The 21,391-nt window shown below is 74.1% G+C and carries 21 protein-coding genes; 14 read left to right on the top strand and 7 right to left on the bottom strand.

Annotation, left to right across the window (positions count from 1 at the left end; translation table 11 throughout):
- Window positions 1-48 precede the first annotated feature (48 nt).
- Window positions 49-1,638, bottom strand: a complete 1,590-nt coding sequence (locus ACWDBB_RS10310; protein ID WP_449789264.1) for an MFS transporter — start codon at window positions 1,636-1,638, stop codon at window positions 49-51.
- A gap of 232 nt (window positions 1,639-1,870) precedes the next feature.
- Between ACWDBB_RS10310 and ACWDBB_RS10305 the strand changes: the two genes are divergently transcribed.
- From ACWDBB_RS10305 to ACWDBB_RS10275, 7 genes are all read left to right on the top strand, one after another.
- Window positions 1,871-2,551, top strand: a complete 681-nt coding sequence (locus ACWDBB_RS10305) for a TetR family transcriptional regulator (RefSeq protein ID WP_449789162.1) — start codon at window positions 1,871-1,873, stop codon at window positions 2,549-2,551.
- Between the two features lie 150 nt (window positions 2,552-2,701).
- Entirely contained in the window at window positions 2,702-4,033 is a 1,332-nt protein-coding gene (locus ACWDBB_RS10300; RefSeq protein ID WP_449789161.1) for a sensor histidine kinase, read from the top strand.
- Complete coding sequence (locus ACWDBB_RS10295) at window positions 4,030-4,704, top strand: response regulator (RefSeq protein ID WP_402409630.1); 675 nt, start codon at window positions 4,030-4,032, stop codon at window positions 4,702-4,704. The genes ACWDBB_RS10300 and ACWDBB_RS10295 overlap by 4 nt, the downstream gene beginning before the upstream one ends.
- A 157-nt stretch (window positions 4,705-4,861) precedes the next feature.
- Window positions 4,862-5,986 (top strand): alpha/beta hydrolase, encoded by a 1,125-nt coding sequence (locus tag ACWDBB_RS10290; protein WP_449789160.1) that lies wholly within the window; start codon window positions 4,862-4,864, stop codon window positions 5,984-5,986.
- Between the two features lie 28 nt (window positions 5,987-6,014).
- On the top strand, window positions 6,015-7,259 hold the full coding sequence (locus ACWDBB_RS10285) for an acyltransferase family protein (protein ID WP_449789159.1): 1,245 nt from the start codon (window positions 6,015-6,017) through the stop codon (window positions 7,257-7,259).
- Between the two features lie 84 nt (window positions 7,260-7,343).
- Window positions 7,344-7,679, top strand: a complete 336-nt coding sequence (locus tag ACWDBB_RS10280; protein ID WP_449789158.1) for an MmcQ/YjbR family DNA-binding protein — start codon at window positions 7,344-7,346, stop codon at window positions 7,677-7,679.
- A gap of 220 nt (window positions 7,680-7,899) precedes the next feature.
- Window positions 7,900-9,114: an alpha/beta hydrolase gene (locus ACWDBB_RS10275; protein WP_449789157.1), complete on the top strand. Its 1,215-nt coding sequence runs from the start codon at window positions 7,900-7,902 to the stop codon at window positions 9,112-9,114.
- An 11-nt stretch (window positions 9,115-9,125) separates the two neighbouring features.
- Here ACWDBB_RS10275 and ACWDBB_RS10270 read toward each other — a convergent pair whose 3' ends face one another.
- Window positions 9,126-10,118 carry a helix-turn-helix transcriptional regulator gene (locus ACWDBB_RS10270; RefSeq protein ID WP_449789156.1) on the bottom strand — a complete coding sequence of 331 codons (993 nt, stop codon included), beginning with the start codon at window positions 10,116-10,118 and terminating at the stop codon, window positions 9,126-9,128.
- A 101-nt stretch (window positions 10,119-10,219) separates the two neighbouring features.
- Here ACWDBB_RS10270 and ACWDBB_RS10265 point away from each other — a divergent pair, with 101 nt between their 5' ends.
- Window positions 10,220-10,798, top strand: coding sequence for a TIGR03086 family metal-binding protein (locus tag ACWDBB_RS10265; RefSeq protein WP_449789155.1), 579 nt, complete (start codon window positions 10,220-10,222; stop codon window positions 10,796-10,798).
- 66 nt (window positions 10,799-10,864) lie between these two features.
- Here the strand turns inward: ACWDBB_RS10265 and ACWDBB_RS10260 are convergent, their stop codons facing one another.
- Window positions 10,865-11,878: an aldo/keto reductase gene (locus tag ACWDBB_RS10260; protein ID WP_449789154.1), complete on the bottom strand. Its 1,014-nt coding sequence runs from the start codon at window positions 11,876-11,878 to the stop codon at window positions 10,865-10,867.
- The gene (locus tag ACWDBB_RS10255; RefSeq protein WP_449789153.1) at window positions 11,875-12,378 is read right to left on the bottom strand and encodes a MerR family transcriptional regulator; all 504 of its coding nucleotides are present in this window, start codon (window positions 12,376-12,378) and stop codon (window positions 11,875-11,877) included. The genes ACWDBB_RS10260 and ACWDBB_RS10255 overlap by 4 nt, the downstream gene beginning before the upstream one ends.
- 130 nt (window positions 12,379-12,508) lie before the next feature.
- On the opposite strand from ACWDBB_RS10255, the gene ACWDBB_RS10250 reads away from it, so the two are divergent.
- Entirely contained in the window at window positions 12,509-13,345 is an 837-nt protein-coding gene (locus tag ACWDBB_RS10250; RefSeq protein ID WP_449789152.1) for a serine hydrolase domain-containing protein, read from the top strand.
- A gap of 20 nt (window positions 13,346-13,365) precedes the next feature.
- On the opposite strand, the gene ACWDBB_RS10245 is transcribed toward ACWDBB_RS10250, so the two are convergent.
- Window positions 13,366-14,142 carry a pirin family protein gene (locus ACWDBB_RS10245; RefSeq protein ID WP_449789151.1) on the bottom strand — a complete coding sequence of 259 codons (777 nt, stop codon included), beginning with the start codon at window positions 14,140-14,142 and terminating at the stop codon, window positions 13,366-13,368.
- A gap of 224 nt (window positions 14,143-14,366) precedes the next feature.
- Here ACWDBB_RS10245 and ACWDBB_RS10240 point away from each other — a divergent pair, with 224 nt between their 5' ends.
- From ACWDBB_RS10240 to fabF, 5 genes are all read left to right on the top strand, one after another.
- Window positions 14,367-15,563 carry a PucR family transcriptional regulator gene (locus tag ACWDBB_RS10240; RefSeq protein ID WP_449789263.1) on the top strand — a complete coding sequence of 399 codons (1,197 nt, stop codon included), beginning with the start codon at window positions 14,367-14,369 and terminating at the stop codon, window positions 15,561-15,563.
- Window positions 15,564-15,654: 91 nt separating this feature from the next.
- Window positions 15,655-16,605 carry an ACP S-malonyltransferase gene (locus tag ACWDBB_RS10235; RefSeq protein WP_449789150.1) on the top strand — a complete coding sequence of 317 codons (951 nt, stop codon included), beginning with the start codon at window positions 15,655-15,657 and terminating at the stop codon, window positions 16,603-16,605.
- Window positions 16,602-17,633, top strand: coding sequence for a beta-ketoacyl-ACP synthase III (locus ACWDBB_RS10230; protein ID WP_449789149.1), 1,032 nt, complete (start codon window positions 16,602-16,604; stop codon window positions 17,631-17,633). The genes ACWDBB_RS10235 and ACWDBB_RS10230 overlap by 4 nt, the downstream gene beginning before the upstream one ends.
- A 75-nt stretch (window positions 17,634-17,708) precedes the next feature.
- Window positions 17,709-17,948: an acyl carrier protein gene (locus ACWDBB_RS10225; protein ID WP_355251392.1), complete on the top strand. Its 240-nt coding sequence runs from the start codon at window positions 17,709-17,711 to the stop codon at window positions 17,946-17,948.
- Between the two features lie 183 nt (window positions 17,949-18,131).
- Window positions 18,132-19,397, top strand: coding sequence for a beta-ketoacyl-ACP synthase II (fabF, locus tag ACWDBB_RS10220; RefSeq protein ID WP_449789148.1), 1,266 nt, complete (start codon window positions 18,132-18,134; stop codon window positions 19,395-19,397).
- A gap of 78 nt (window positions 19,398-19,475) precedes the next feature.
- On the opposite strand, the gene ACWDBB_RS10215 is transcribed toward fabF, so the two are convergent.
- Both ACWDBB_RS10215 and ACWDBB_RS10210 read right to left on the bottom strand, forming a co-directional pair.
- Window positions 19,476-19,970: a DUF3145 domain-containing protein gene (locus ACWDBB_RS10215; RefSeq protein WP_392869740.1), complete on the bottom strand. Its 495-nt coding sequence runs from the start codon at window positions 19,968-19,970 to the stop codon at window positions 19,476-19,478.
- Between the two features lie 359 nt (window positions 19,971-20,329).
- Entirely contained in the window at window positions 20,330-21,358 is a 1,029-nt protein-coding gene (locus ACWDBB_RS10210; RefSeq protein ID WP_449789147.1) for an NADP-dependent oxidoreductase, read from the bottom strand.
- Window positions 21,359-21,391: the final 33 nt, after the last annotated feature.

The following is a 21,391-nucleotide window of genomic DNA, read 5'->3' as shown; positions in this document are numbered from 1 at the left end:
GGACTCCGAGGAGTCCGGGGCCGTGGCGTTGCGGCGTCGGGGAGCCCGTCAGATGTGCACGGCCGGGCCCGCGTCGGTGGTGCCGCGGCGGGTGAGCAGGCCGAGCACGGCGGCGCCGAAGGCCACCACGGCGGCCACCGCGAAGGCGAGCGACATGCCGCTCACGAAGGACTCGTGGACGGCGCCGGCCATCGCGTCCACCGCCTGCTGCGGGGTGCCGGCCGGGGCCGGCGGGGCGATGCCGAGCTGGGCGGCCTGCTTGAGGCCCTCGCCCGCCGCGCCCTCGACCGGCGGCAGGCCGGCCTTGGCCCAGTTGCCCGGCAGCACGTCGCCGACCTTCGCGGCCATCAGCGCGCCCAGCACGGCGGTGCCGAGGCTGCCGCCGACCTGCATCGCGGCCTGCTGGAGGCCGCCGGCCACGCCGGAGAGCTCCAGCGGGGCGTTGCCGACGATCACCTCGGTGGCGCCGACCATGACCGGGCTGATGCCGAGGCCCATCAGGACGAACCAGAGCGACATCACGCCGTTGCCGGAGCCGGTGTCCAGGGTGGACATGCCGTACATCGCGGTGGTGGTGATCAGCATGCCGGCCACGATCGGGATGCGCGGGCCCAGCTTGCCGATCGCGATGCCGGCCAGCGGCGAGCCGACGATCATCATGCCGGTCATCGGCAGCAGGTGGACGCCGGCCTCGACCGGCTTCATCCCGTGCACGTTCTGGAGGTAGAAGGTCACGAAGAAGATCGCGCCGAAGAACGCGAAGGCCATCAGCACCATCAGCAGCACGCCCGCCGACAGCGGCACCGAGCGGAACAGGCCGAGCGGGATCAGCGGCTCCTTCGCCCGGCCCTGCCAGAGCGCGAACAGCACCATCAGGACCACCGCGCCGCCCAGGAACAGCAGCGTCCTGGTGTCGCCCCAGCCCCACTCGGGGGCCTTGATGATGCCGAAGACCAGCGCGAACATCCCCACCGAGAGCAGCGCGATGCCGGGCAGGTCGAAGGACTTGGCGGCGTTCTCGGCCCGGACGTCCCTGAGGATCCACAGGCCCAGCGCCAGCGCGATCAGGCCGACCGGGATGTTGATGAAGAACACCGACTCCCAGTTGACGTGCTCGACCAGCAGGCCGCCGACGATCGGGCCGGCCGCGGTGGAGGCGCCGATCACGCCGCCCCAGATGCCGATCGCCATGTTGAGCTTCTCGGCCGGGAAGGCCCCGCGCAGCAGGCCGAGCGCGGCCGGCTGGAGCAGCGCGCCGAACAGGCCCTGGAGCACCCGGAAGGCGATCACGGTCTGGATGTTGCCGGCGAAGCCGATCGCGGCCGAGGTGGCGGCGAAGCCCACCGCGCCGACCAGGAAGGTGGTCTTGTGGCCGAAGCGGTCACCGATCTTGCCGGCGGTGATCAGGAAGACCGCCAGGGCCAGCAGGTAGCCGCTGGTGACCCACTGGATCTCGGAGGGCGCCGCGTGCAGCTTCTCCTGGATCACCGGGTTGGCGATGGCGACGATCGTGCCGTCCAGCGCGACCATCATGACGCCGACCGCGACGGTCAGCAGGGTCAGCCAGGGGTGCCCCTTGAGGCCGCCCCCCGACGGTGGATTCGGCGGCGGCGGTGCGTCCGCCTCGGAGTTCTTCACGACGGACTGGCTCATCTGGGCCCTCCGGGGGCGTGGCTCGGTTCAGGACGTGGTCGTGGCGCCCCGGCCCACCCGTCCCCACAGGTGCCCCGGCCCGACGGGCGCCACCTCGGCAGATTATGTCAGCCTCTGACATACGGCAAACAATGACTTCTGACCAGCACTGACATTTGTCAGAGCGCTAAGGTTGTGCTCCCACCCGCCACACCCCGCGCTCCGGAAGGCCCCCGCCATGGCCGCTCACGCCCCCCGCACCACCGACGCCCCGGAGGGCCCCGCCCGCACACCGGGGCTGCGCGAGCGCAAGAAGCAGCAGACCCGGGACGCCCTGATCCAGGCCGCCCACGTGCTCTTCCTCCGGCAGGGCTTCGCCCACACGACCGTCGACGAGATCGCCTCCGCCGTCGACGTCTCCCAGCGCACCTTCTTCCGCTACTTCGCCAACAAGGACGAGGTCGCGCTCGCCGTGATGGCCGTGGCCGAGGACTACTTCATCGAGTGCCTGCGCCGCCGGCCGGCCGAGGAGACCCCGCTCCAGGCCCTGCGCGCCGCGATCGTCAAGGCCTGGCTCGACCTCGGCAGCGCGGAGGCCTCCGGCCCCGACTCGATCCACAGCGCCCTCGAACTCATGCGGATGATCGAGGAGACGCCCCCGCTGCTCGCCGCCCACCTGCGCCGGGTCACCGAGCAGGAGCAGGTGGTGATCCAGGTGCTCGCCGAACGCGAGGGCCTGGACCCGGCCGAGGACCTGCGCCCGGCCGTGCTCGCCGCCGTCTTCGCCAGCCTGCTGCGCTCGGCCCACCTGGCCTGGAGCGTCGAGCGCGAGCCGGCCGGCCCCGAGGGCATGGTCGCGGTGATCGAGCGCTACTTCGACCAGCTCGGCCCCGCCCTGGCCGGCCACTGGCGCCCGTAGCACCACCCACCCGTGGCAACCACCCACCCGTAGGCACCGCCCGGGCCCCGCCCGTCATACCGGGGTATCACCCGATACCCCGGTACCACCCGGAAGTTCGCGCTCCAGTCCGACGCCCGACACGGGCCCGGCCGCCTAGGGTGGCCCCCGATGAAGACGCCCACCAGAGCCGACGGCCACGGATTCGCGCTGCGCCAACTGCGCACCCTGCGGCACCACCTGACCACCCCGAGCGAGGACCACACCCCGCTGCTCGGGGACTCCCGCCGGCGCTGGGTGCGCCGGCTCCCGTACATCGCCGTGATCATCCTGCAGGCCTCGCTGATCCCCACCGGGATCGTCAACCTGGTCGACTTCTACGACCTGGCGGTGCCGGTGGCCGGCGCGCTGACCGTCGCCCAGACCACGCCGCTGTTCCTCGCCGTCACCCGGCCGCTGGCCGCCTGGTGGATCAGCGCCGCCAGCCTTGTCGCCACCGCCGCCATCACCGCCCGCCACCACCAGGCGATGGGCAGCTGGCCGTGGACGGCTCCGATGATCATCGCGTACGTCTTCCTGCTGCTCGCCCTCGCGCTGCGGGAGAGCCGGGCCACCCTGGTCTCGGTCTGGGTCGCCACCGTCCTGCTCACCGTGGTCACCACCACCCTCGGCCTGCCCCGGCCCGGCGACGGCACCACCGTGCTGCTGATCGCGCTCAGCGGCGCCGCGCTGCTGCTCGGCTGGGCCGTCCGGGACCGCGCCGTGGCCCGCAGACTGCTCACCGAGCAGGAGCAGATCAGCGAGGTCGAACGCGAACGCCGCACGCTGCTGGAGGAACGCGCCCGGATCGCACGGGAGTTGCACGACGTGGTGGCCCACCACATGTCGGTCATCGCGGTGCAGGCGGCCAGCGCGCCGTACCGGATCGGCGGCGTACCGGACGAGGCCGCCGAGGAGTTCACCGCGATAGCCGGCACCGCCCGCGAGTCGCTGGCCGAGATGCGCCGGCTGCTCGGCGTGCTGCGCAGCGAGGAGTCCGGCGGGGACAAGGCGCCCCAGCCCGGGGTCGGCCAACTGGCCCAGCTGGTCGAGACGGTGGGCCGGGCCGGGGTGCCGGCCGAACTGACCCTGGAGCCGGACGCGGCGGACCTGGCGGACCTGGTGCCGCAGGCCGTCGGGCTGTCCGCGTACCGGATCGTGCAGGAGGCGCTGGCCAACGTGGTGCGACACGCCCCCGGCGCGCGGACCTGGGTCTCGTTGACCACGGACGGCCCGGCGCTGCTGGTGACGGTGGTCAACGCGCCCCCGCCGCAACACACCGAGTCGCTGGAGGCCTCCGTGGAGGGCACCGGGCAGGGGCTGGTCGGAATGCGCGAACGCGTCCGGCTGGTCGGTGGCAGGCTGGACACCGGTCCGCTGCCGGACGGCGGCTTCAAGGTGGCCGCCGCCCTGCCCCTCGACCGCCCCGACAGCCCCGACACCCCCCGGGAGACCACCGCATGACCATCCGCGTGATCATCGTCGACGACCAGGCCATGGTGCGCGCCGGCTTCGCGGCCCTGCTCAACGCCCAGAGCGACATCGACGTGGTGGGGGACGCGGCGGACGGCGCCCAGGCCCTGGAGGTCAACGGCCGCACCCACCCGGACGTGGTGCTGATGGACGTCCGGATGCCCGTCATGGACGGCCTGGAGGCGGCCCGGCGGCTGCTCGACCCCGAGGTGCCCGGCGCCCATCGGCCCAAGGTGCTGATGCTGACCACCTTCGACGTGGACGACTACGTGTACGAGGCGCTGCGCGCCGGGGCCAGCGGCTTCCTGCTCAAGGACGCTCCGCCGGCCGACCTGATCGCCGCGGTCCGGGTGGTCGCCGCCGGCGAGGCGCTGCTCGCCCCCTCGGTGACCCGCCGGCTGATCGAGGACTTCGCCCGCACCCGCCCGGCGAAGCGCCGCGACCCCAAGGTGCGGCTCAACGGCCTGACCCCGCGCGAGACCGAGGTGCTGGAGCTGATCGCCCGCGGCCTGTCCAACCAGGAGATAGCCGCCGGACTGGTGCTCGCCGAGCAGACCGTCAAGACGCACATCGGGCGGATCCTCGCCAAGCTCGGCCTGCGCGACCGCGCCCAGGCGGTCGTCCTGGCCTACGAGTCGGGCCTGGTGACACCGGGTCAGTAGCCCGCGCCCGCCCGCTCGGGCGAGCCCCCTGATACCCGGGTAGCACCCGGGAGTTGGCCCCGCGGTGTGACGTCCGCGGGGCCGTCGCGTTCCTACCTTCCTCTCCACCGGACGCCGAACCGACTCGGCGGCCGCGCCGACGAGGGGGAGCACGGACATGCGCAGGTTCCGGACCAGACGGGCGATCGCCGCCACCGCACTGGCACTGGCGGTGGCGCTCGGCACGGGCGGCTGGGCCGCCGACACCCAGACCCCCGTCACCGGCCCGCCGCCCGGCAGCGCCGCCTGGACCGCCGACACCTCGCTCGGCGTGCGGCCGCCCGACCCGGCCACCGCCGCCCCGGCCCTGGTCGCCGCGTTCTTCGCCGGGTTGGCCCCGGCCACGCAGGAGGCCCTGGCCGCCCGGCACCCGCTGGTGGTCGGCAACCTGGACGGCGCCCCGATCGCCCTCCGGTACCGGGCCAACGCCCTCGCCCTGGCCGCCGAACGCACCCGCGAACTCGCCCGGGCCGCCGACCCCGCACTCACCCCGCAGGACCACGCGGCCGCCCGCACCCGGGCCGAGCGCTACCGCGCCCTGCTGGACGGCGGCCGCCAGGTCCTCGCCTTCGACCCGCGCGGCCGCGGCCAGGTCGCCGAGGTGTACGGCGACCTCGCCACCGCCCGCCGCACCGCCGTGATCGTCCCCGGCTCGGACATCGACCTGCTCCGCTTCGACCGCGCCTCCGACCCGTACGGCACCCCCGCCGGCATGGCCCGCGCCCTCCTGGACGCCACCGGCGGGCAGACCGCCGTGATCGCCTGGGCCGGCTACACCACCCCGCTCGGCCTCGGCCCGGACGCCGCCACCGAGGACCTGGCCCGGGCCGGCGCCCCGCGCCTCACCCGGCTGCTCGACGGACTCGCCGTCACCACCCGCCCGCAGGCCCCGCCCACCGTGTTCTGCCACAGCTACGGCTCCGTGGTCTGCGGCCTGGCCCGCCCCACGCCCGCGCAGGCCTCCGGCGTGGTGGTGCTCGGCTCGCCCGGCATGGGCGTCGACTCGGCCGCCGACCTCGACCCCGGCGTCCCGCTCTGGGCCACCGCCCGCAACGGCTCCGACTGGATCGGCGAGGTGCCCAACGTCCGGCTGTTCGGCCTCGGCCACGGCGCCGACCCGACCACCCCCGGCTTCGGGGCCCGCCCGCTGCCCGCGACCGGATCCCACGGCCACACCGGCTACTTCGCCCCCGGCACCGCCTCCCTCGCCGCCTACGCCGACCTCGCGCTCGGCCGCGCCTGACCGCCCGCACCGGAAGGAACACCACGCCATGGCCGGCACCCCCACCCCCAGCCCGCTCACCGCCCTGCGCCGCGCCGCCGCCCGCGTCGACGCGAAGACCCCGGCCGACCGCGACCGCGCCCTGGACGGGCTGCGCGCCCTGGCCCTGCTCGCCGTACCCGTCGGGCACTGGATGCTCGGCGGCTTCACCCGCACCCCCGACGGCGCCCTGCACAACGCCAGCCCGCTCTCCACCCTCGGCTTCTTCGCCCCGCTCAGCTGGGTGCTCCAGATGCTCGGGGTGTTCTTCCTGGTCGGCGGCCACTCCTCGGTCCGCTCGCTGGAGCGCGCCCGGGCCAAGGGCCTGCGGACCCGCGACTGGCTGTGGGCCCGGACCGTCCGGCTGCTGCGCCCGGTGCTCGGGGTGGCGGCCGTCTGGGCGGCGCTGGTCCCGCTGCTGCCCGCGCTCGGCGTCCCCGCGGACACCCTGCGCACCGGCGCCACCCTGGTGGTGCAGCCGCTCTGGTACATCGCCGTCTACCTGGGGCTGACCGCGCTCACCCCGCTCTGCGTGGCCGCCGGGCGCCGGCTCGGCGGCTGGTCGGCGGGCCTGCCGGTGGTCGTGGTCGCCGCCGTCGACCTGCTGCGGTACGGGCCGTGGGCCGGGGCGGTGCCGTCCTGGGTGGCGCTGCTGAACATCCTGCCGGGCTGGTTGTTCGGCTACCAGCTGGGCGTGCTCTGGGCACAGGGCCGGCTCGGCCGCCCGGCGGCCCGGGTGCTGCTGCTCGGCGGCGGCGCGCTGTTCGCCGCACTGCTGCTGGTCTTCCACTACCCGGCCAGCATGGTCGGTGTGCCCGGGGCCGCGCGGACCAACTCGCACCCGCCGTCCCTGCTGGTGCTCGCCCTGGCCGCGTTCCAGTGCGGCGCCGCGGTGCTGCTGCGGGAGCGGCTGGGCCGGCTGCTGACCCGCCGCCCGCTGCTGTGGCTGCCGGTCGTGGTGGTCAACCTGTCGGCGATGACGGTCTTCTGCTGGCACCAGAGCGCGATGCTCGCGGTCGCGGTGCCGGGCGCGGCCGTCCTGGGCGCCGTCCCGGGCCTGACCACCGCGCCGGACTCGCTCGGCTGGGTGGCCGCCCGGCTGGCGCTGCTGCCGCTGTTCGGCGCCGTACTGGTGGCGGTCGGCTGGTTCACCCGCCGGTTCGACGGCCCGTGGACGGCCTTCTCCCGGGGCGGCAAGGCGGTGGCCGGGGCAGCGGCGGCGCTGTTCGCCGCGTACGCGCTGGGCGTGGTGTGACGGCGCGCCAGGCGTGAGCCGCCCCCGGTGCGCCGTGCCGCGCGCCGGGGGCGCGCTGTCGGTGCCCTGCCCTACCCTGCCGCCATGGTGACGTTCGACGAGTTCCGCGCGATGGCTCTGGCCCTGCCCGAGGCCGTCCAGGAGCCGACCTGGGACATCGAGACGCTGCGGGTCCGCGGCCGGATCTTCGCGATGGGCGCACCCGACGGGGAGCGCGTCAGTGTGAAGGCCTCCCCCGAGGACCAGGCCGAACTGCTCGCCGCCGAGCCCGAGGTGTTCTCCTCCGCCCCGTACGTCGGGCGCCACGGCTGGGTGAGCGTCCGGCTGGACCTGGTGGACCGGGACGAGCTGCACGACCTGGTCACCGAGGCCTGGCGGCGGACGGCGCCGAAGCGCCTGGTGCGCGGGTTCGACGCCTGAGCGCCACCCCGCCGGCCCCTGGGGCACCCGGCCGCACGCACCGCCCGAACCACTGGGAGACGCCGTGAGGACACCCCCGGTTCATGTGATCCATCCCACAGTTTAGGCGTTCCCGCCGCCCCTTCGGGCCCCCTAGGCTTGCGCAGGGAAGTCAGCAGAACCATCGCACCCTCCGGGCACCGCCCGCGAAACGGTGACGGGCCCCAAGGGAGTTGGTGCGGTGCGCAACCGTCGACGCTGGAAGCGGGTACTGATCGGGGCGTTCGCCGGCTGCGCGGTGCTCGCCGACGCCGGAGCCTCCGCCGCCGCGGCCGCGGTCTCCTCCGAACAGCTGGCGATCTCCACGCCTCCGGCCGGCAGCGCCGCCTGGATCCAGGACCACTCCTTCGGCCGCTCCCTGCCCGACCCGGCCACCACCACGCCGGCCGCCGCCGCGGCGTTCTTCGCCTCGCTCGCGCCCACCGAACTGGACCGGCTGATCCAGGACTACCCGCTGGTCGTCGGCAACTACGACGGCGCTCCGCTGGACCTGCGCTACCGCGCCAACCGGATCGCCCTGGCCGCCGAGCGCGACCAGGCCCGGGCCCGCGCCGCGGACCGCAAGCTGGACTCCGACGCCCGCGCGCTGGCCGTCTCCCGCGCCAACGACGTCGAGCACCTGCTCGCCCCGGACCGGCAGGTCCTGGCCTTCGACCCGCGCGGCCGCGGCCTGGTCACCGAGGTGTGGGGCGACCTCGCCGACGCCGAGCGGATCTCCGTGCTCGTCCCCGGCTCGGACGCCGACCTCGGCCACCACGACCAGGCCGCCGATCCGCTGCGCTCCCCGGCCGGGATGGCCCGCGCCCTGTACGCCGAGGAGCGGCACCAGGCGCCGGGCACCCGGACCGCCGTGATCTCCTGGACCGGCTACGTCACCCCCTCCGGTCTCGGCCCGGACGCGGCCACCTCCCGGCTCGCCGACGTCGCCGCCCCCCGATTGGAGCGGCTGCTCGCCGGACTCAAGGAGACCACCCGGCCGGACGCGCCGCCGTCGCTGCTCTGCCACTCGTACGGCTCGGTGGTCTGCGGCACCGCCGCTCCGGACATCCCGCGTGCGGCCGCCTCGCCGTCCGACACCTCCGGCGTCACCGACCTGATGGTCTTCGGCAGCCCGGGCATGGGCGTGCAGAGCACCACCGAGCTGGGCGCCGGCGTGCACGTCTGGGCCACCCGCAACCCCAGCGACTGGATCGGCAACGTGCCGTTCCTGGAGGTCGGCGGGCTCGGCCACGGCGCCGACCCGACGGCGAGCGACTTCGGATCCGAGCAGATCTCCTCGGCCCGCGCGGTCGGCCACAACGGCTACTTCGGCGAGGGCACCGACAGCCTGCACAACTTCGCGGCGATCTCGCTCGGCCACTACCAGGACGTGCTCCGGCCGAACCCCAACCAGTAGGGGCCCGGCGCCTAGGCACCCTGCTCCTGGTACAGCCGCAGGGCGTCCGCCGCCGCCCGGGCCAGCTCCCGCCGGGCGGCCGGCGGGGCCAGCACCTCGACCTCCGCCCCGAAGGCCAGCAGCGACCGGACGGCCGCCGGGGCCGGGAAGGCCATCGCCACCTCGACCCACTCCTCGGCCGGCCCCGCGCCCGGCTCCGGCGGCGGGGCGCTGACGCGGCCGCCGTGGATGCGCAGGAACATGTCCAGCCGTCCGCGCCGGACCCGCACCCGCACCGGCACGTCCTTCGGCAGCCGCTCCACCTGCTCGCGCAGCACCGCCCAGACGTCGCCGAGCCCGACCCCGGCCCGGCGCCGCACCGCCTCCTCGGTGGTCTCGGCGGCCAGCACCCGGTCGGCCCGGAACAGCCGCGGCTCGCCGTGCAGGTCGGCCACCAGGTACCAGACCGCGGCCTTGCTCACCAGCCCGTACGGGTCGACGGTGTACTCCACCGGCGCGGGCGTGCCGCCGTGCCGGTAGCACAGCCGCAGCCGCCGGTCCGCGAAGACGGCGTACTGCAGTTCGCCGAGGTCCGGCCCGGCGGCGGGGCCGGCCGCGCCGGGGGTCTGCATCCAGCGGGCCGGGTCGACCAGGATCCGCTCGCTGATCCGCTCGGCGCCGGGCCGGTGCGGGGCCGGCAGCGCGGCCATCACCTTGCGCAGCGCCGAGCCGAGCGCGCCGTCCAGCCCGAGGTCGCTGTGCGCGCCCTGGGCGGAGAGCACGAACAGCGCCCTGGCCTCGTCCGCGGTCAGGCCGGTGACGTCGGTGCGGTAGCCGGGCAGCAGGCCGATGCCGCCGTGCCGCCCGCGTTCGGTGAACACCGGCACCCCGGCGGCGGAGAGCGACTCGACGTCGCGGTAGATGGTGCGCACGGACACCTCCAGCCGCTCGGCGAGTTCGGTGGCGGACACCTGGCCGCGGGTCTGGAGCAGCAGGAGGATCGAGAGCAGGCGGTCGGCCTTCATGCACCAAGAATCCCAGTAACCCTGACGGCAGTTGTCAGGTTTTACTGGGAGATTGCGTTCCGAGCCCGAAGAACCACCCGACACCAGGGAGTTGAGCGCGGATGACCGCCGTCCAGGATGCCCGACCGCAGTACCGCAGCGCCCTCGACCAGCTGGAGAAGCTGTTCGCCACGATCACCCCGGCCGACCTCGAACGGCCCACGCCCTGCCCCGAGTTCACCCTGCGCGAGCTGCTGAACCACGTGGTCGGCGGCGTCCACCGGTTCGCCTACCTGGGCGAGGGCGGCAACGCCCGGGACGTCGTGGCCGCCATCGAGGACCCCTCGGACGAGGGCTGGCCGGCCGCGCTGGGCCGCGCCCGGGCCCGGGTGACCGCCGCCTGGGCGGACGACGCCAAGCTCGGCCGCCCGACCGTCGTCCCCTGGGGCGAGGTGCCCGGCGCGGCGGCGGTGGGCGGCTACCTGATGGAACTGGTGACCCACTCCTGGGACATCGCCGTCGCCCTGGACAACGGCTTCGCCCTGGACGACGACCTGGCGCGGACCGCGCTGGGCATCGCCGAGTCCGCGCTGCCGGCCGAACGGCGGGTGCCGGGCGTCCCGTTCGCCGCCGTCCGGCCGGTCGCCGAGGACGCCGACGTGCACACCCGGCTGGCCGCCTGGACCGGCCGTACGGTCTGAACCCGACGGGCGGGGCCGGGGAACGCCGAACGGACGCCCCGGCCCCGCCCGGCCGTCGGCGTCCGGCTACTCGCGCGCGGCCGAGGTCGAGCTCATGTCCGCGTAGCGGTTGCCCGCCACCCGGCCGGCCACCGGCTCCAGCAGCGCCAGCTCCTCGGCGGTCAGCCGCAGCGTCGCCGCCGCGGTGTTCTCGGCGAGCCGGCTGCGCTTGCGGGTGCCCGGGATCGGTACCACGGCCAGCCCGTGCACCTCGGCCCGCTGGTGCACCCAGGCCAGCGCGACCTGGGCGAGCGTCACGCCGTGGGCCGCCGCGATCTCCCGCAGCGGGGCGAGCAGTTCGCCGTTGGCAGCGGCGTTGTCGCCGGTGAAGCGCGGGAAGTTCCGCCGGAAGTCGTCCGCCGGGAGCTCCTCGGCGTTCTGGAAGGCGCCGGTCAGGAACCCGCGCCCGAGCGGCGAGTACGGCACGAAGGCGACGCCCAGCTCCGCGGCGGCCGGCACCGCCGTGCGCTCGACGTCGCGGGCGAACACCGACCACTCGGACTGCAGCGCGGCGATCGGGTGGACCGCGTGCGCCTCGCGCAGCTCCGCCCCGGTCACCTCGGACAGGCCGAGGTGGCGCACCTTGCCGGCCTTCACCAGGTCGGCCATGGCGCCGACCGAGTCGGCCAGCGGCACGGCCGGGTCGCGGCGGTGCATGTAGTACAGGTCGATCACGTCGACGCCGAGGCGGCGCAGCGAGGCGTCGACCGCGGTCCGGATGTACTCCGGGTCGTTGCGGATGCCGCGGACGGAGGCGTCCTGCGCGGAGCGCACGATGGAGAACTTGGTGGCGAGCACCACCTTGTCCCGGTTGGCCCGGACGAAGGGGCCGATCAGCTCCTCGTTGCGGCCGGAGCCGTACATGTCGGCGGTGTCGAAGAGGGTGACGCCCGCCTCCAGCGCGGCGTCCAGGGTGGCGAGCGCCTCACCGGTGTCGGTGTGGCCGTAGAACTCGCTCATGCCCATGCAGCCGAGGCCCTGGACGCCCACCAGCGGGCCTCCGGTGCCGAGTTCGACGGTGGGAAGGACGGTCTGAGTCATGCGCTCTGCTCTTCCTCTACACGGATGTTCTGGCATTGGACCGGGGCACCGGTGCCGTCGGCGACCTTCCCGGCATAGAGATCGATCTTGTAGTCGAGGACGGCGAGGGTGGCCTGGAGGTCCACGATCCGCTGCCGGACCTCCTCACGCTGAGCCTCCAGGAGCAGCCGCCGGTCCTCGTAGGTCCGCTCGCCCTGGCGGGCCATGTCCACGTACTTGAGCATGTCCGCCACGGACATGCCGGTCAGCCGCAGCCTGCCCAGGAAGGCCAGCCGGTGCAGGTCGGCGTCGCAGTAGCGGCGCCGGCCCCCCGCGGCCCGGCCGACCGGGTCCAGCAGGCCGATCCGCTCGTACCAGCGCAGGGTGTGGGCGGTCAGTCCGCTGGCCGCGGCGACCTCGCTGATGGTGTGCCGCGGCGAGCGGTCCGGATCGCCGGCGGGGCTGCTGAACACCTCGGAGCAGCTGCGCAGGTCGATCTCGACGCGTTCGGGTGTGGCCATCGCTCGTCCCCCCTGTCCTGTGCGACGTGAACGACGCTACCGAGTTCGAGTGCACTCCAAGCAAGCCGCTACCCGGGTGGCTCCGCCACCACCTTCTCCGGCGGATTTCCCGGCGACTAGAGTCGGGCCCATGGAGAGCTTGCGGATGATCGAGAACTGGCCGGTGCCCCATGCCGCGGCGGCCGTGGTCCGGGGGGCGGACGGCGCGGTGCTGGGCGCGCACGGGCCGCAGCAGCACCTGTTCCCGCTCGCCTCGGTCACCAAGCTGCTCACCTCGTACGCGGCGCTGGTCGCCGTCGAGGAGGGCGTGTTCGAGCTGGACGACCCGGCCGGGCCGCCCGGGGCGACCGTCCGCCACCTGCTCGCGCACACTTCCGGCCTGGGCTTCGACGAGGACCGGGTGTTCGGTGAGCCCGGCAAGCGCCGGCTCTACTCCAACGCGGGCTTCGACGCGCTGGCCCGGGCGCTGTCCGAGGCCGCCGGGATCGAGTTCTCCCGCTACGCCGCCGAGGCGGTGTTCGAGCCGCTGGGCATGACGGACACCCTGATCCACACCGCGCACAAGTCCCCGGCCGGCGCCGGCGGCCTGTCCACCGTCGCCGACCTCGCCCGGTTCGCCGCCGAGCTGCAGGCACCCAAGCTGCTGGACCCGTCCACCGTCCTGCGGGCCACCCGCGAGGTCGCCTTCCCCGGCACCAGCGGCGTGCTGCCCGGCTACGGCCACCAGCGCCCGAACGACTGGGGCCTCGGCTTCGAGATCCGCGACGGCAAGAGCCCGCACTGGACCGGCTCCGCCAACTCCCCCGGGACCTTCGGGCACTTCGGCCAGTCCGGCACCTTCCTGTGGGTGGACCCACGGGCCGGCGTGGCCTGCGTCGCGCTCACCGACCGGGACTTCGGCCCGTGGGCGGTCGAGGCCTGGCCGGCCTTCTCGGACGCGGTCCTCGGAGAGCTCGCGAAGGGCTGAGCCGAGCCGTACGGCCAGCGCTAGCCGTACGAGACCGGCGAGTGCATCTCCCAGAGCAGGAGTTCGGCGCCGGTCTCGCCCGCCGCCGGGTCGGCGAAGGCCTCGCCGGTGATCCGTACGCTGTCGCCCGGCACCATCGAGCGGCCGGCGCCCTTGGGCCCGGGGACGGTCCGGTAGCCCAGCGAGCCGGCCGTCAGGTGCGCGTACCGCCAGGGCGCCTCGGGCAGCGGCGGCAGCGGCTGCCACGGCCCGGCGGTGGCCAGCCAGAGCGCGGCGTCGCCGCGGCGCAGCCGCAGGGCGTCCGTCCCGGCGTCGCGCTCCAGCCCGGAGGCCAGCAGCGTCAACCCGCCGTCCGCCGGTTCCACCTTGCGCAGACCGTACGCGGGGGGCACGTCGAACTCGTCGGGTTGGAGCCACATCTGGACGAAGCGGACCGGACCGGTGGCGCCGCCGACGTTGCGCTCGGTGTGGGTGACGCCGGAGCCGGCGCTGAGGTGCTGGACCATCCCGGGCCGGACCACCCCGCTGTGGCCCTGCGAGTCGCGGTGGGCCAGCGCGCCCTCCAGCACCCAGGTGAGGATCTCGGTGTCCCGGTGCTTGTGCTCCTCGAACCCGGCCCCGGGGGCGAGGAGTTCCTCGTTGCACGCGAGCAGCGCGCCGAAGTGGGTGTTCTTCGGGTCGTAGTGGCCGGAGAAGGAGAACGCGTGCCTGGTCTCGACGCCCTCGGCCGGGGCGGAACGGTAGCGCTCGGCGGTGCGGCGCAGGTCGGCACGGGGGCGGGCGGCGGCTTCGTTCACGCCCCCACCGTAGTGGGTGGGCGTCGGAGTGTGACTCTTGCCACCGTGCCGCTCCGCCGGGGATTGTGCACGAGCAGTCACTCACGTGAGGCAGTCTTGTCCTTGTGCCAGCCGCCTCCACGAACTCCACGAACGACCCCAGCTCCAGCCCCGCACCCGACCCCACCGGGAAGAGCCCGACCGCCCGGTCGGGCCGCGACCGCCCGGGCCGCGCGGCGCCCCGCCTGACCGCGCAGGAGCGCAGAAACGCCGCCGAGCGCGCCGAGCGCCGGGCGGCGACGCTCAAGCGGCTGGAGAAGTCCTCCGGCAAGCTGGCCACCGCCGCGATCTCGCGGATGGACGACCAGCTCGGATGGTACCGGCGGATGCCGCCGGAGCACCGGTCCTGGATCGGCCTGGTCGCCCAGGCCGGCATCGCCGCGTTCACCGAGTGGTACCGCCAGCCCGACGCCGCCCAGGCGATCTCCACCGACGTCTTCGGCACCGCCCCGCGCGAGCTGACCAGGGCGATCACCCTGCGCCAGACCGTCGAGCTGATCCGCACCACGATCGAGGTGATGGAGGAGGCCATCGAGGAGGTGGCCGCGCCCGGCGACGAGGCGGACATGCGCGAGTCGGTGCTGGTCTACGCCCGGGAGATCGCCTTCGCGACCGCCCAGGTGTACGCCCAGGCCGCCGAGGCGCGCGGCGCCTGGGACGCCCGCCTGGAGGCGCTGGTGGTCAACTCGTTGCTGTCCGGCGACGCCGACGAGGGCGTGCTCTCGCGGGCCGCGGCGCTCGGCTGGGGCCAGCCCAGCCAGGTCCGGGTGGTGATGGGCAGCGCGCCGGACGGCGACAGCGAACTGGTGGTCGAGGCGATCCGCCGGGCCGCCCGGTACGCCAAGCTGAACGTGCTGACCGGGGTGCTGGGCAAGCGCCTGGTGGTCGTGGTCGGCGGCGACAAGGAGCCGGTGCACGCGGCCCGGGCGCTGATCGGCCAGTTCGCGCCGGGCCCGGTGGTGGTCGGCCCGACCGTGCCCGACCTGCTCTCCGCGACCCGCTCGGCCCACGCCGCCGCGGCAGGCCTGCGCGCCTGCGCCGCCTGGCCGGACGCCCCCCGCCCGGTGCTGGCCGACGACCTGCTGCCCGAGCGGGCGCTGGCCGGCGACCAGGCCGCGCGCCGTCAGCTGGTGGAGGAGATCTACACACCGCTTGACGAGGCCGGCTCCGCCCTGCTGGAGACGCTGAGCGTCTACCTGGAGCAGGCCTCCTCGCTGGAGGGCGCGGCCCGGATGCTCTTTGTGCACCCCAACACGGTGCGCTACCGGCTGCGACGTGTGACTGACGTCACGGGGTACGCCCCCTCCGACGTACGTTCGGCGTTCACGCTGCGGATCGCGCTGGCCCTCGGCCGGCTGGGCGCCGTCGGAGAGCCCGGCTGAGCCGGAGTGTAGGGACCATACAATCCCGGATGGTTTTCTTCGTTACCGTCGCCTACCCGCCCCTGGGCGCCTGGCGAGAGAGGGTTGAACCGTGCTCGTAATCGTCGCCCCTGGACAGGGTGCCCAGTCCCCCGGTTTCCTCAGCCCCTGGCTGGAGCTCGACGGCGTCGCCGACCGCCTGCGCGGCTGGTCGGAGGTCGCCGGGCTCGACCTGGTGCACGCCGGCACCGAGGCGTCCGCCGAGGAGATCAAGGACACCGCCGTAGCCCAGCCGCTGCTGGTCGCCGCCGGTCTGGTGACCGCCCGGGAGCTGTTCCCGGACGAGGACGTCGCCCGCAAGCTGGTCGGTGCCGTGGCCGGCCACAGCGTCGGTGAGATCACCGCCGCCGCCGGCGCCGGGGTGCTCACCGCCCACGACGCGCTGGCCTTCGTGCGCGAGCGCGGTCAGGCCATGGCCGAGGCCGCCGCCGTCACCGAGACCGGCATGCTCGCCGTGCTCGGCGGCGAGCCGGAGGAGGTCGCGGCGAAGCTCGCCGAGCACGGCCTGACCGCGGCCAACAACAACGGCGGCGGCCAGATCGTCGCCGCCGGCACGCTGGCCCAGCTGGAGGCGCTGAAGGCGGACCCGCCGGAGCGCGCCAAGCTGATCACCCTCAAGGTGGCCGGTGCCTTCCACACCGAGCACATGGCCCCGGGCGTCGAGCGGCTGGCCAAGCTGGCCCCGACCCTGACCGCGGCCGACCCGCTGGTCCGCTACGTCTCCAACAAGGACGGCGCGGTCGTGGAGTCCGGCGCCGAGGTGCTCTCGCGCCTGGTGTCGCAGGTCTCCAACCCCGTCCGCTGGGACCTCTGCATGGAGACCCTCGGGCAGCTGGGCGCGACGGCCGTGATCGAGCTGTCCCCCGCGGGCACCCTCACCGGGCTGCTCAAGCGCAACCTCAAGGGTGTGGCCACGCTCGCCCTCAAGACCCCCGCCGATCTCGACAAGGCCCGCGCGCTCGTCGCGGAGCACGGCGGTCAGGAGCAGGAGACCCAGGCATGACCAAGCCCCAGATCCGCCCGGTGAACGGCGCGCAGTACGCGCGCATCCACGGCGTCGGCGGCTACCGTCCGGTCCGGGTCGTCCCCAACTCCGAGGTCCTGGAGTGGATCGACTCCTCGGACGAGTGGATCCGCACCCGCAGCGGGATCGCCGAGCGCCGCTGGGCCGGCCCGGACGAGTCCGTCGCCGAGATGTCGGTCCAGGCGGCCGGCAAGGCCATCGCCCAGGCCGGGATCACCGCCGACCGGATCGGCGGCGTGATCGTCTCGACCGTCTCGCACTTCAAGCAGACCCCCGCGATCGCCACCGAGATCGCCGAGCGGCTCGGCTGCGGCACCGCCCCGGCCTTCGACATCTCGGCCGCCTGCGCCGGCTTCGGCTACGGCCTGGGCCTGGCCGACGGCATGATCCGCGGCGGCAACGCCGAGTACGTGCTGGTCATCGGCGTCGAGCGGCTCAGCGACCTGACCGACAAGTCGGACCGCTCCACCGCCTTCATCTTCGGCGACGGCGCCGGCGCCGCGATCGTCGGCCCGTCCGACACGCCCGGCATCGGCAAGCTGATCTGGGGCTCGGACGGCTCGCAGGCCGAGCTGATCACCCAGACCCAGGCCTGGGACACCGCCTTCGCCAAGTCCGACGCCGTCAACGGCGCGGGCGAGGAGACGAAGTGGCCGGCCCTGAAGATGGACGGCCAGCCGGTCTTCCGCTGGGCCGTGTGGGAGATGGCCAAGGTGGCCCAGCAGGCGCTGGACGCCGCCGGGATCACCGCCGACCAGCTCGGCGCGTTCATCCCCCACCAGGCCAACATGCGGATCACGGATGCCATGATCAAGGCGCTCAAGCTGCCGGATTCGGTGCCCGTCGCCCGCGACATCGCCGAGACCGGCAACACCTCCGCCGCCTCCATCCCGCTGGCGATGGAGCGCATGCTGGAGAGCGGTGAGGCCCACAGCGGGGACCTGGCCCTGATCATCGGGTTCGGGGCGGGTCTCGTCTACGCCGCCGCAGTCGTTACTCTCCCCTAGGCGCGTTCGCGCCGTCCACAAGCCTGTGCCCGGCCGCCGGCCGGACACGTTCAACACCGAAGAGGAGCAGCCAGTATGGCTACCAAGGACGAGGTCCTGGAAGGTCTCGCCGAGATCGTCAACGAGATCGCCGGTATCCCGACCGAGGACGTCCAGCTCGACAAGTCCTTCACCGATGACCTGGACGTCGACTCGCTGTCCATGGTCGAGGTCGTCGTGGCCGCCGAGGAGCGCTTCGACGTCAAGATCCCGGACGACGAGGTCAAGAACCTGAAGACCGTCGGCGACGCGGTGGACTACATCCTCAACGCCTGAGCGACCGACTCGTTCGACTCGGCCAGCCCGTCCGGCGTCCCGTACGCCGGCCCGGGCTGACCGGTCGGCCCGGCTCGTCGAGCCTGGCCGGCCTCTCCGGCCGGGACGCCCTCACCGGGCGCCCGGCCGGGCCCATCCTCGGCACGCCGCCGACCCCCGCACACGTGAGAGAAGAAGAAACCAGTGACCGCTGAAAATCGCACCGTGGTCGTCACGGGTATCGGCGCCTTCACGCCGCTGGGCGCCGACGCCGCCAGCACCTGGGAGAACCTGGTCGCGGGCACGTCCGGCGTGGCGGCCCTGACCGAGGAGTGGGCCGAGGACCTGCCGGTGAAGATCGCGGCGCGGACCGCCGTCGAGCCCGGCGACATCCTTCCCCGCCCGCTGGCCCGCAAGCTGGACCGCTCGGCCCAGTTCGCGCTGATCGCCGCCCGCGAGGCCTGGGCCGACGCCGGCTTCGAGACCCCCGCCACCGACGAGTCCTCCAAGCTCGCCCCCGAGCGCCTGGGCACCGTCATCGCCTCCGGCATCGGCGGCGTGACCACCCTCCTCGACCAGTACGACGTGCTGAAGGAGAAGGGCGCCCGCAAGGTCTCCCCGCACACCGTCCCGATGCTGATGCCCAACTCCCCGGCGGCCAACGTCGGCCTGGAGGTCGGCGCCCGCGCGGGCGTGCACACCCCCGTCTCCGCCTGCGCCTCCGGCGCCGAGGCGATCGGCTACGCGATCGAGATGATCCGCACCGGCCGCGCCGACGTCGTGGTGGCCGGCGGCACCGAGGCGGCGATCCACCCGCTGCCGATCGCCGCGTTCGCCAACATGATGGCGATGTCCAAGAAGAACGACGACCCCCAGCGTGCCTCCCGCCCGTACGACAAGGCCCGCGACGGCTTCGTGCTGGGCGAGGGCGCCGGCGTGGTCGTGCTGGAGTCGGTCGAGCACGCCGAGGCGCGCGGCGCCCGGATCTACTGCGAGGCCGTGGGCCAGGGCCTGTCCTCGGACGCCCACCACATCGCCCAGCCCGAGCCGACCGGCGCCGGCGTGGCCCGCGCGCTGGCCGACCTGTTCGAGCGCAACGAGCTGGACAAGGCCGAGATCGTGCACGTCAACGCGCACGCCACCTCGACCCCGCAGGGCGACACCGCCGAGCTGAAGGCGCTGCGCAAGGAACTGGGCGACGACCTCGACCACATCGCCGTCTCGGCCACCAAGTCGATGACCGGTCACCTGCTGGGCGGCGCCGGCGGCATCGAGACCGTCGCCACCGTGCTGGCGCTGCACCACCGGGTCGCCCCGCCGACCATCAACGTGGACGAGCTGGACGACGACGTGGACGCCGACATCGTCCGCGGCGAGGCCCGCGAGCTGCCCGAGGGCCGGATCGCCGCGCTGAACAACTCGTTCGGCTTCGGCGGCCACAACGTGGTGCTGGCCTTCCGCACCCGCTGACGCCCACGACGAAGGGGCCGGCGCTCTCCGCGAGCGCCGGCCCCTTCGCACGTCCCCGGTACGGCCCCCGGGCGGGTCTCAGACCACCTGGTGCAGCCAGCGCACCGGTGCACCCTCGCCCGCGTACCGGAACGGCTCCAGCTCGTCGTCCCAGGGCTTGCCGAGCAGCCGGGCGACCTCGGCCTCCAGGTCGGCCCCCTCGCTGCGGGCGCGCACCAGGACGGCGCGCAACCGGTCCTCGGGGATCAGGATGTCACCGTGGATGCCGGTGACGGCGTGGAAGATGCCCAGCGAGGGCGTGCTGCTGTACCGCTCCCCCTCCGCCGTGGCGCAGGGCTCGCTGGTCACCTCGTAGCGCATCAACTGCCAGCCGCGCAGCGCGGAGGCGAGCTTCGAGGCCGTACCGGGCTCCCCCTGCCAGGAGAGCTCGGCGCGCCAGTGCCCGGGTGCGGCCGGCTGGCGGATCCAGTCCAGGCTCACCCGCACACCGAGCACCCCCGCGACGGCCCACTCGACGTGCGGGCACAGCGCGCGGGGCGCGGAGTGGACGTACAGGACTCCACGTGTCGTCACCGGGACCTCCAGGCTGTGGACGAGGGTCGCCTTCCCCAGCTGCCTCGTGCCTGCAGTTGATCCGCAGTTACTCACGTTAGCTGACATTAAGCTACTAAATTGAGCAAAACGGACAGGCTTTCGCTCAATGCTAGTCGAATCCTCAACGAGGTCTACCCCTCGGCCGGATCTCTCCCCCGAACGGCCCCATCACCGGCCGAACCACCGTACCGCGCGGCGCCACGGGATGGATGACGCACTTTCGGATCCGGCCGGAATGCGGTAGTCCCCCGGCACCCGCGCCCGGCGGCGGTCCGCCCATGACGAACGCCCCGCCGCCCGGTCGGGACGGCGGGGCGATCAGAACGCCTGACGGTTCGTCAGTCACCCAGGCGGACGACCATCTTGCCGGTGTTGACGCCGCGCAGCAGGTCGAGGAAGGCCTCGACGGCGTTCTCCACGCCGTCCACCACGGTCTCCTCGGTGTGCAGTTCACCGGACTTCAACCAGCCGGCCACCTCCGCGACGAACTGCTGCTGGAGCCCCGCGTGGTCGCTCACCAGCATGCCCTCCAGGCGCAGCCGCTTGCCGATGGCGAGCGCGAGGTTGCGCGGGGCGGCGGGTGCGGCGGTGTCGTTGTACTGGGCGATCGCGCCGCAGAGCACCGCGCGGCCGTGCACGTTCAACGCGCCGATCGCGGCCTCCAGGTGGTCGCCGCCGACGTTGTCGAAGTAGAGGTCGATGCCGTCCGGGGCTGCCTGGGCGAGCTGCTCGGCGACCGGGGCGTCCTTGTAGTTGAAGGCCGCGTCGAAGCCGTACTCGTCCACCAGCTTGGCCACCTTCTCCGCCGAGCCGGCCGAACCGACCACCAGCGAGGCGCCCTTGAGCCTGGCGATCTGGCCGACCAGCGAACCGACCGCGCCGGCCGCGCCGGAGACGAAGACCCTGTCGCCCTCCTTGAGGCCGCCGACGGCCAGCAGCCCGGAGTAGGCGGTCAGGCCGGGCATGCCGAGCACGCCGAGGTAGGCGGAGAGCGGGGCGGCGGCCGGGTCGACCTTGACCGCGTGCCGGGCGTCCAGCGTCGCGTACTCGCGCCAGCCGAGCCCGTGCAGCACCGCGTCTCCCGGGGCGAAGCCCTCGGCCCCGGAGGCGACGACGTGACCGACCGCGCCACCGTCCATGGCCTGGCCCAGCTGGAACGGCGGGACGTACGACTTCACGTCGTTCATCCGGCCGCGCATGTACGGGTCCACCGAGAGGTAGGCGTTGCGGACCAGGATCTCGCCCGGGCCCGGGGTGCGGACCGGGGCCTCGACCAGGGCGAAGTCGGCCGGCACCGGCCAGCCCTGCGGGCGGGCGACGAGGTGCCATTCACGGGCGGTCGCGGGGGCGGCGGCCTGCTCTGCCATGGGTGTGCTCCTTGCGGTTCGGGGGCGGGTCGG

The sequence above is a fragment of the Kitasatospora sp. NPDC001095 genome (assembly GCF_053598615.1).
This window is presented reverse-complemented; position numbering and strand designations above follow the sequence as displayed.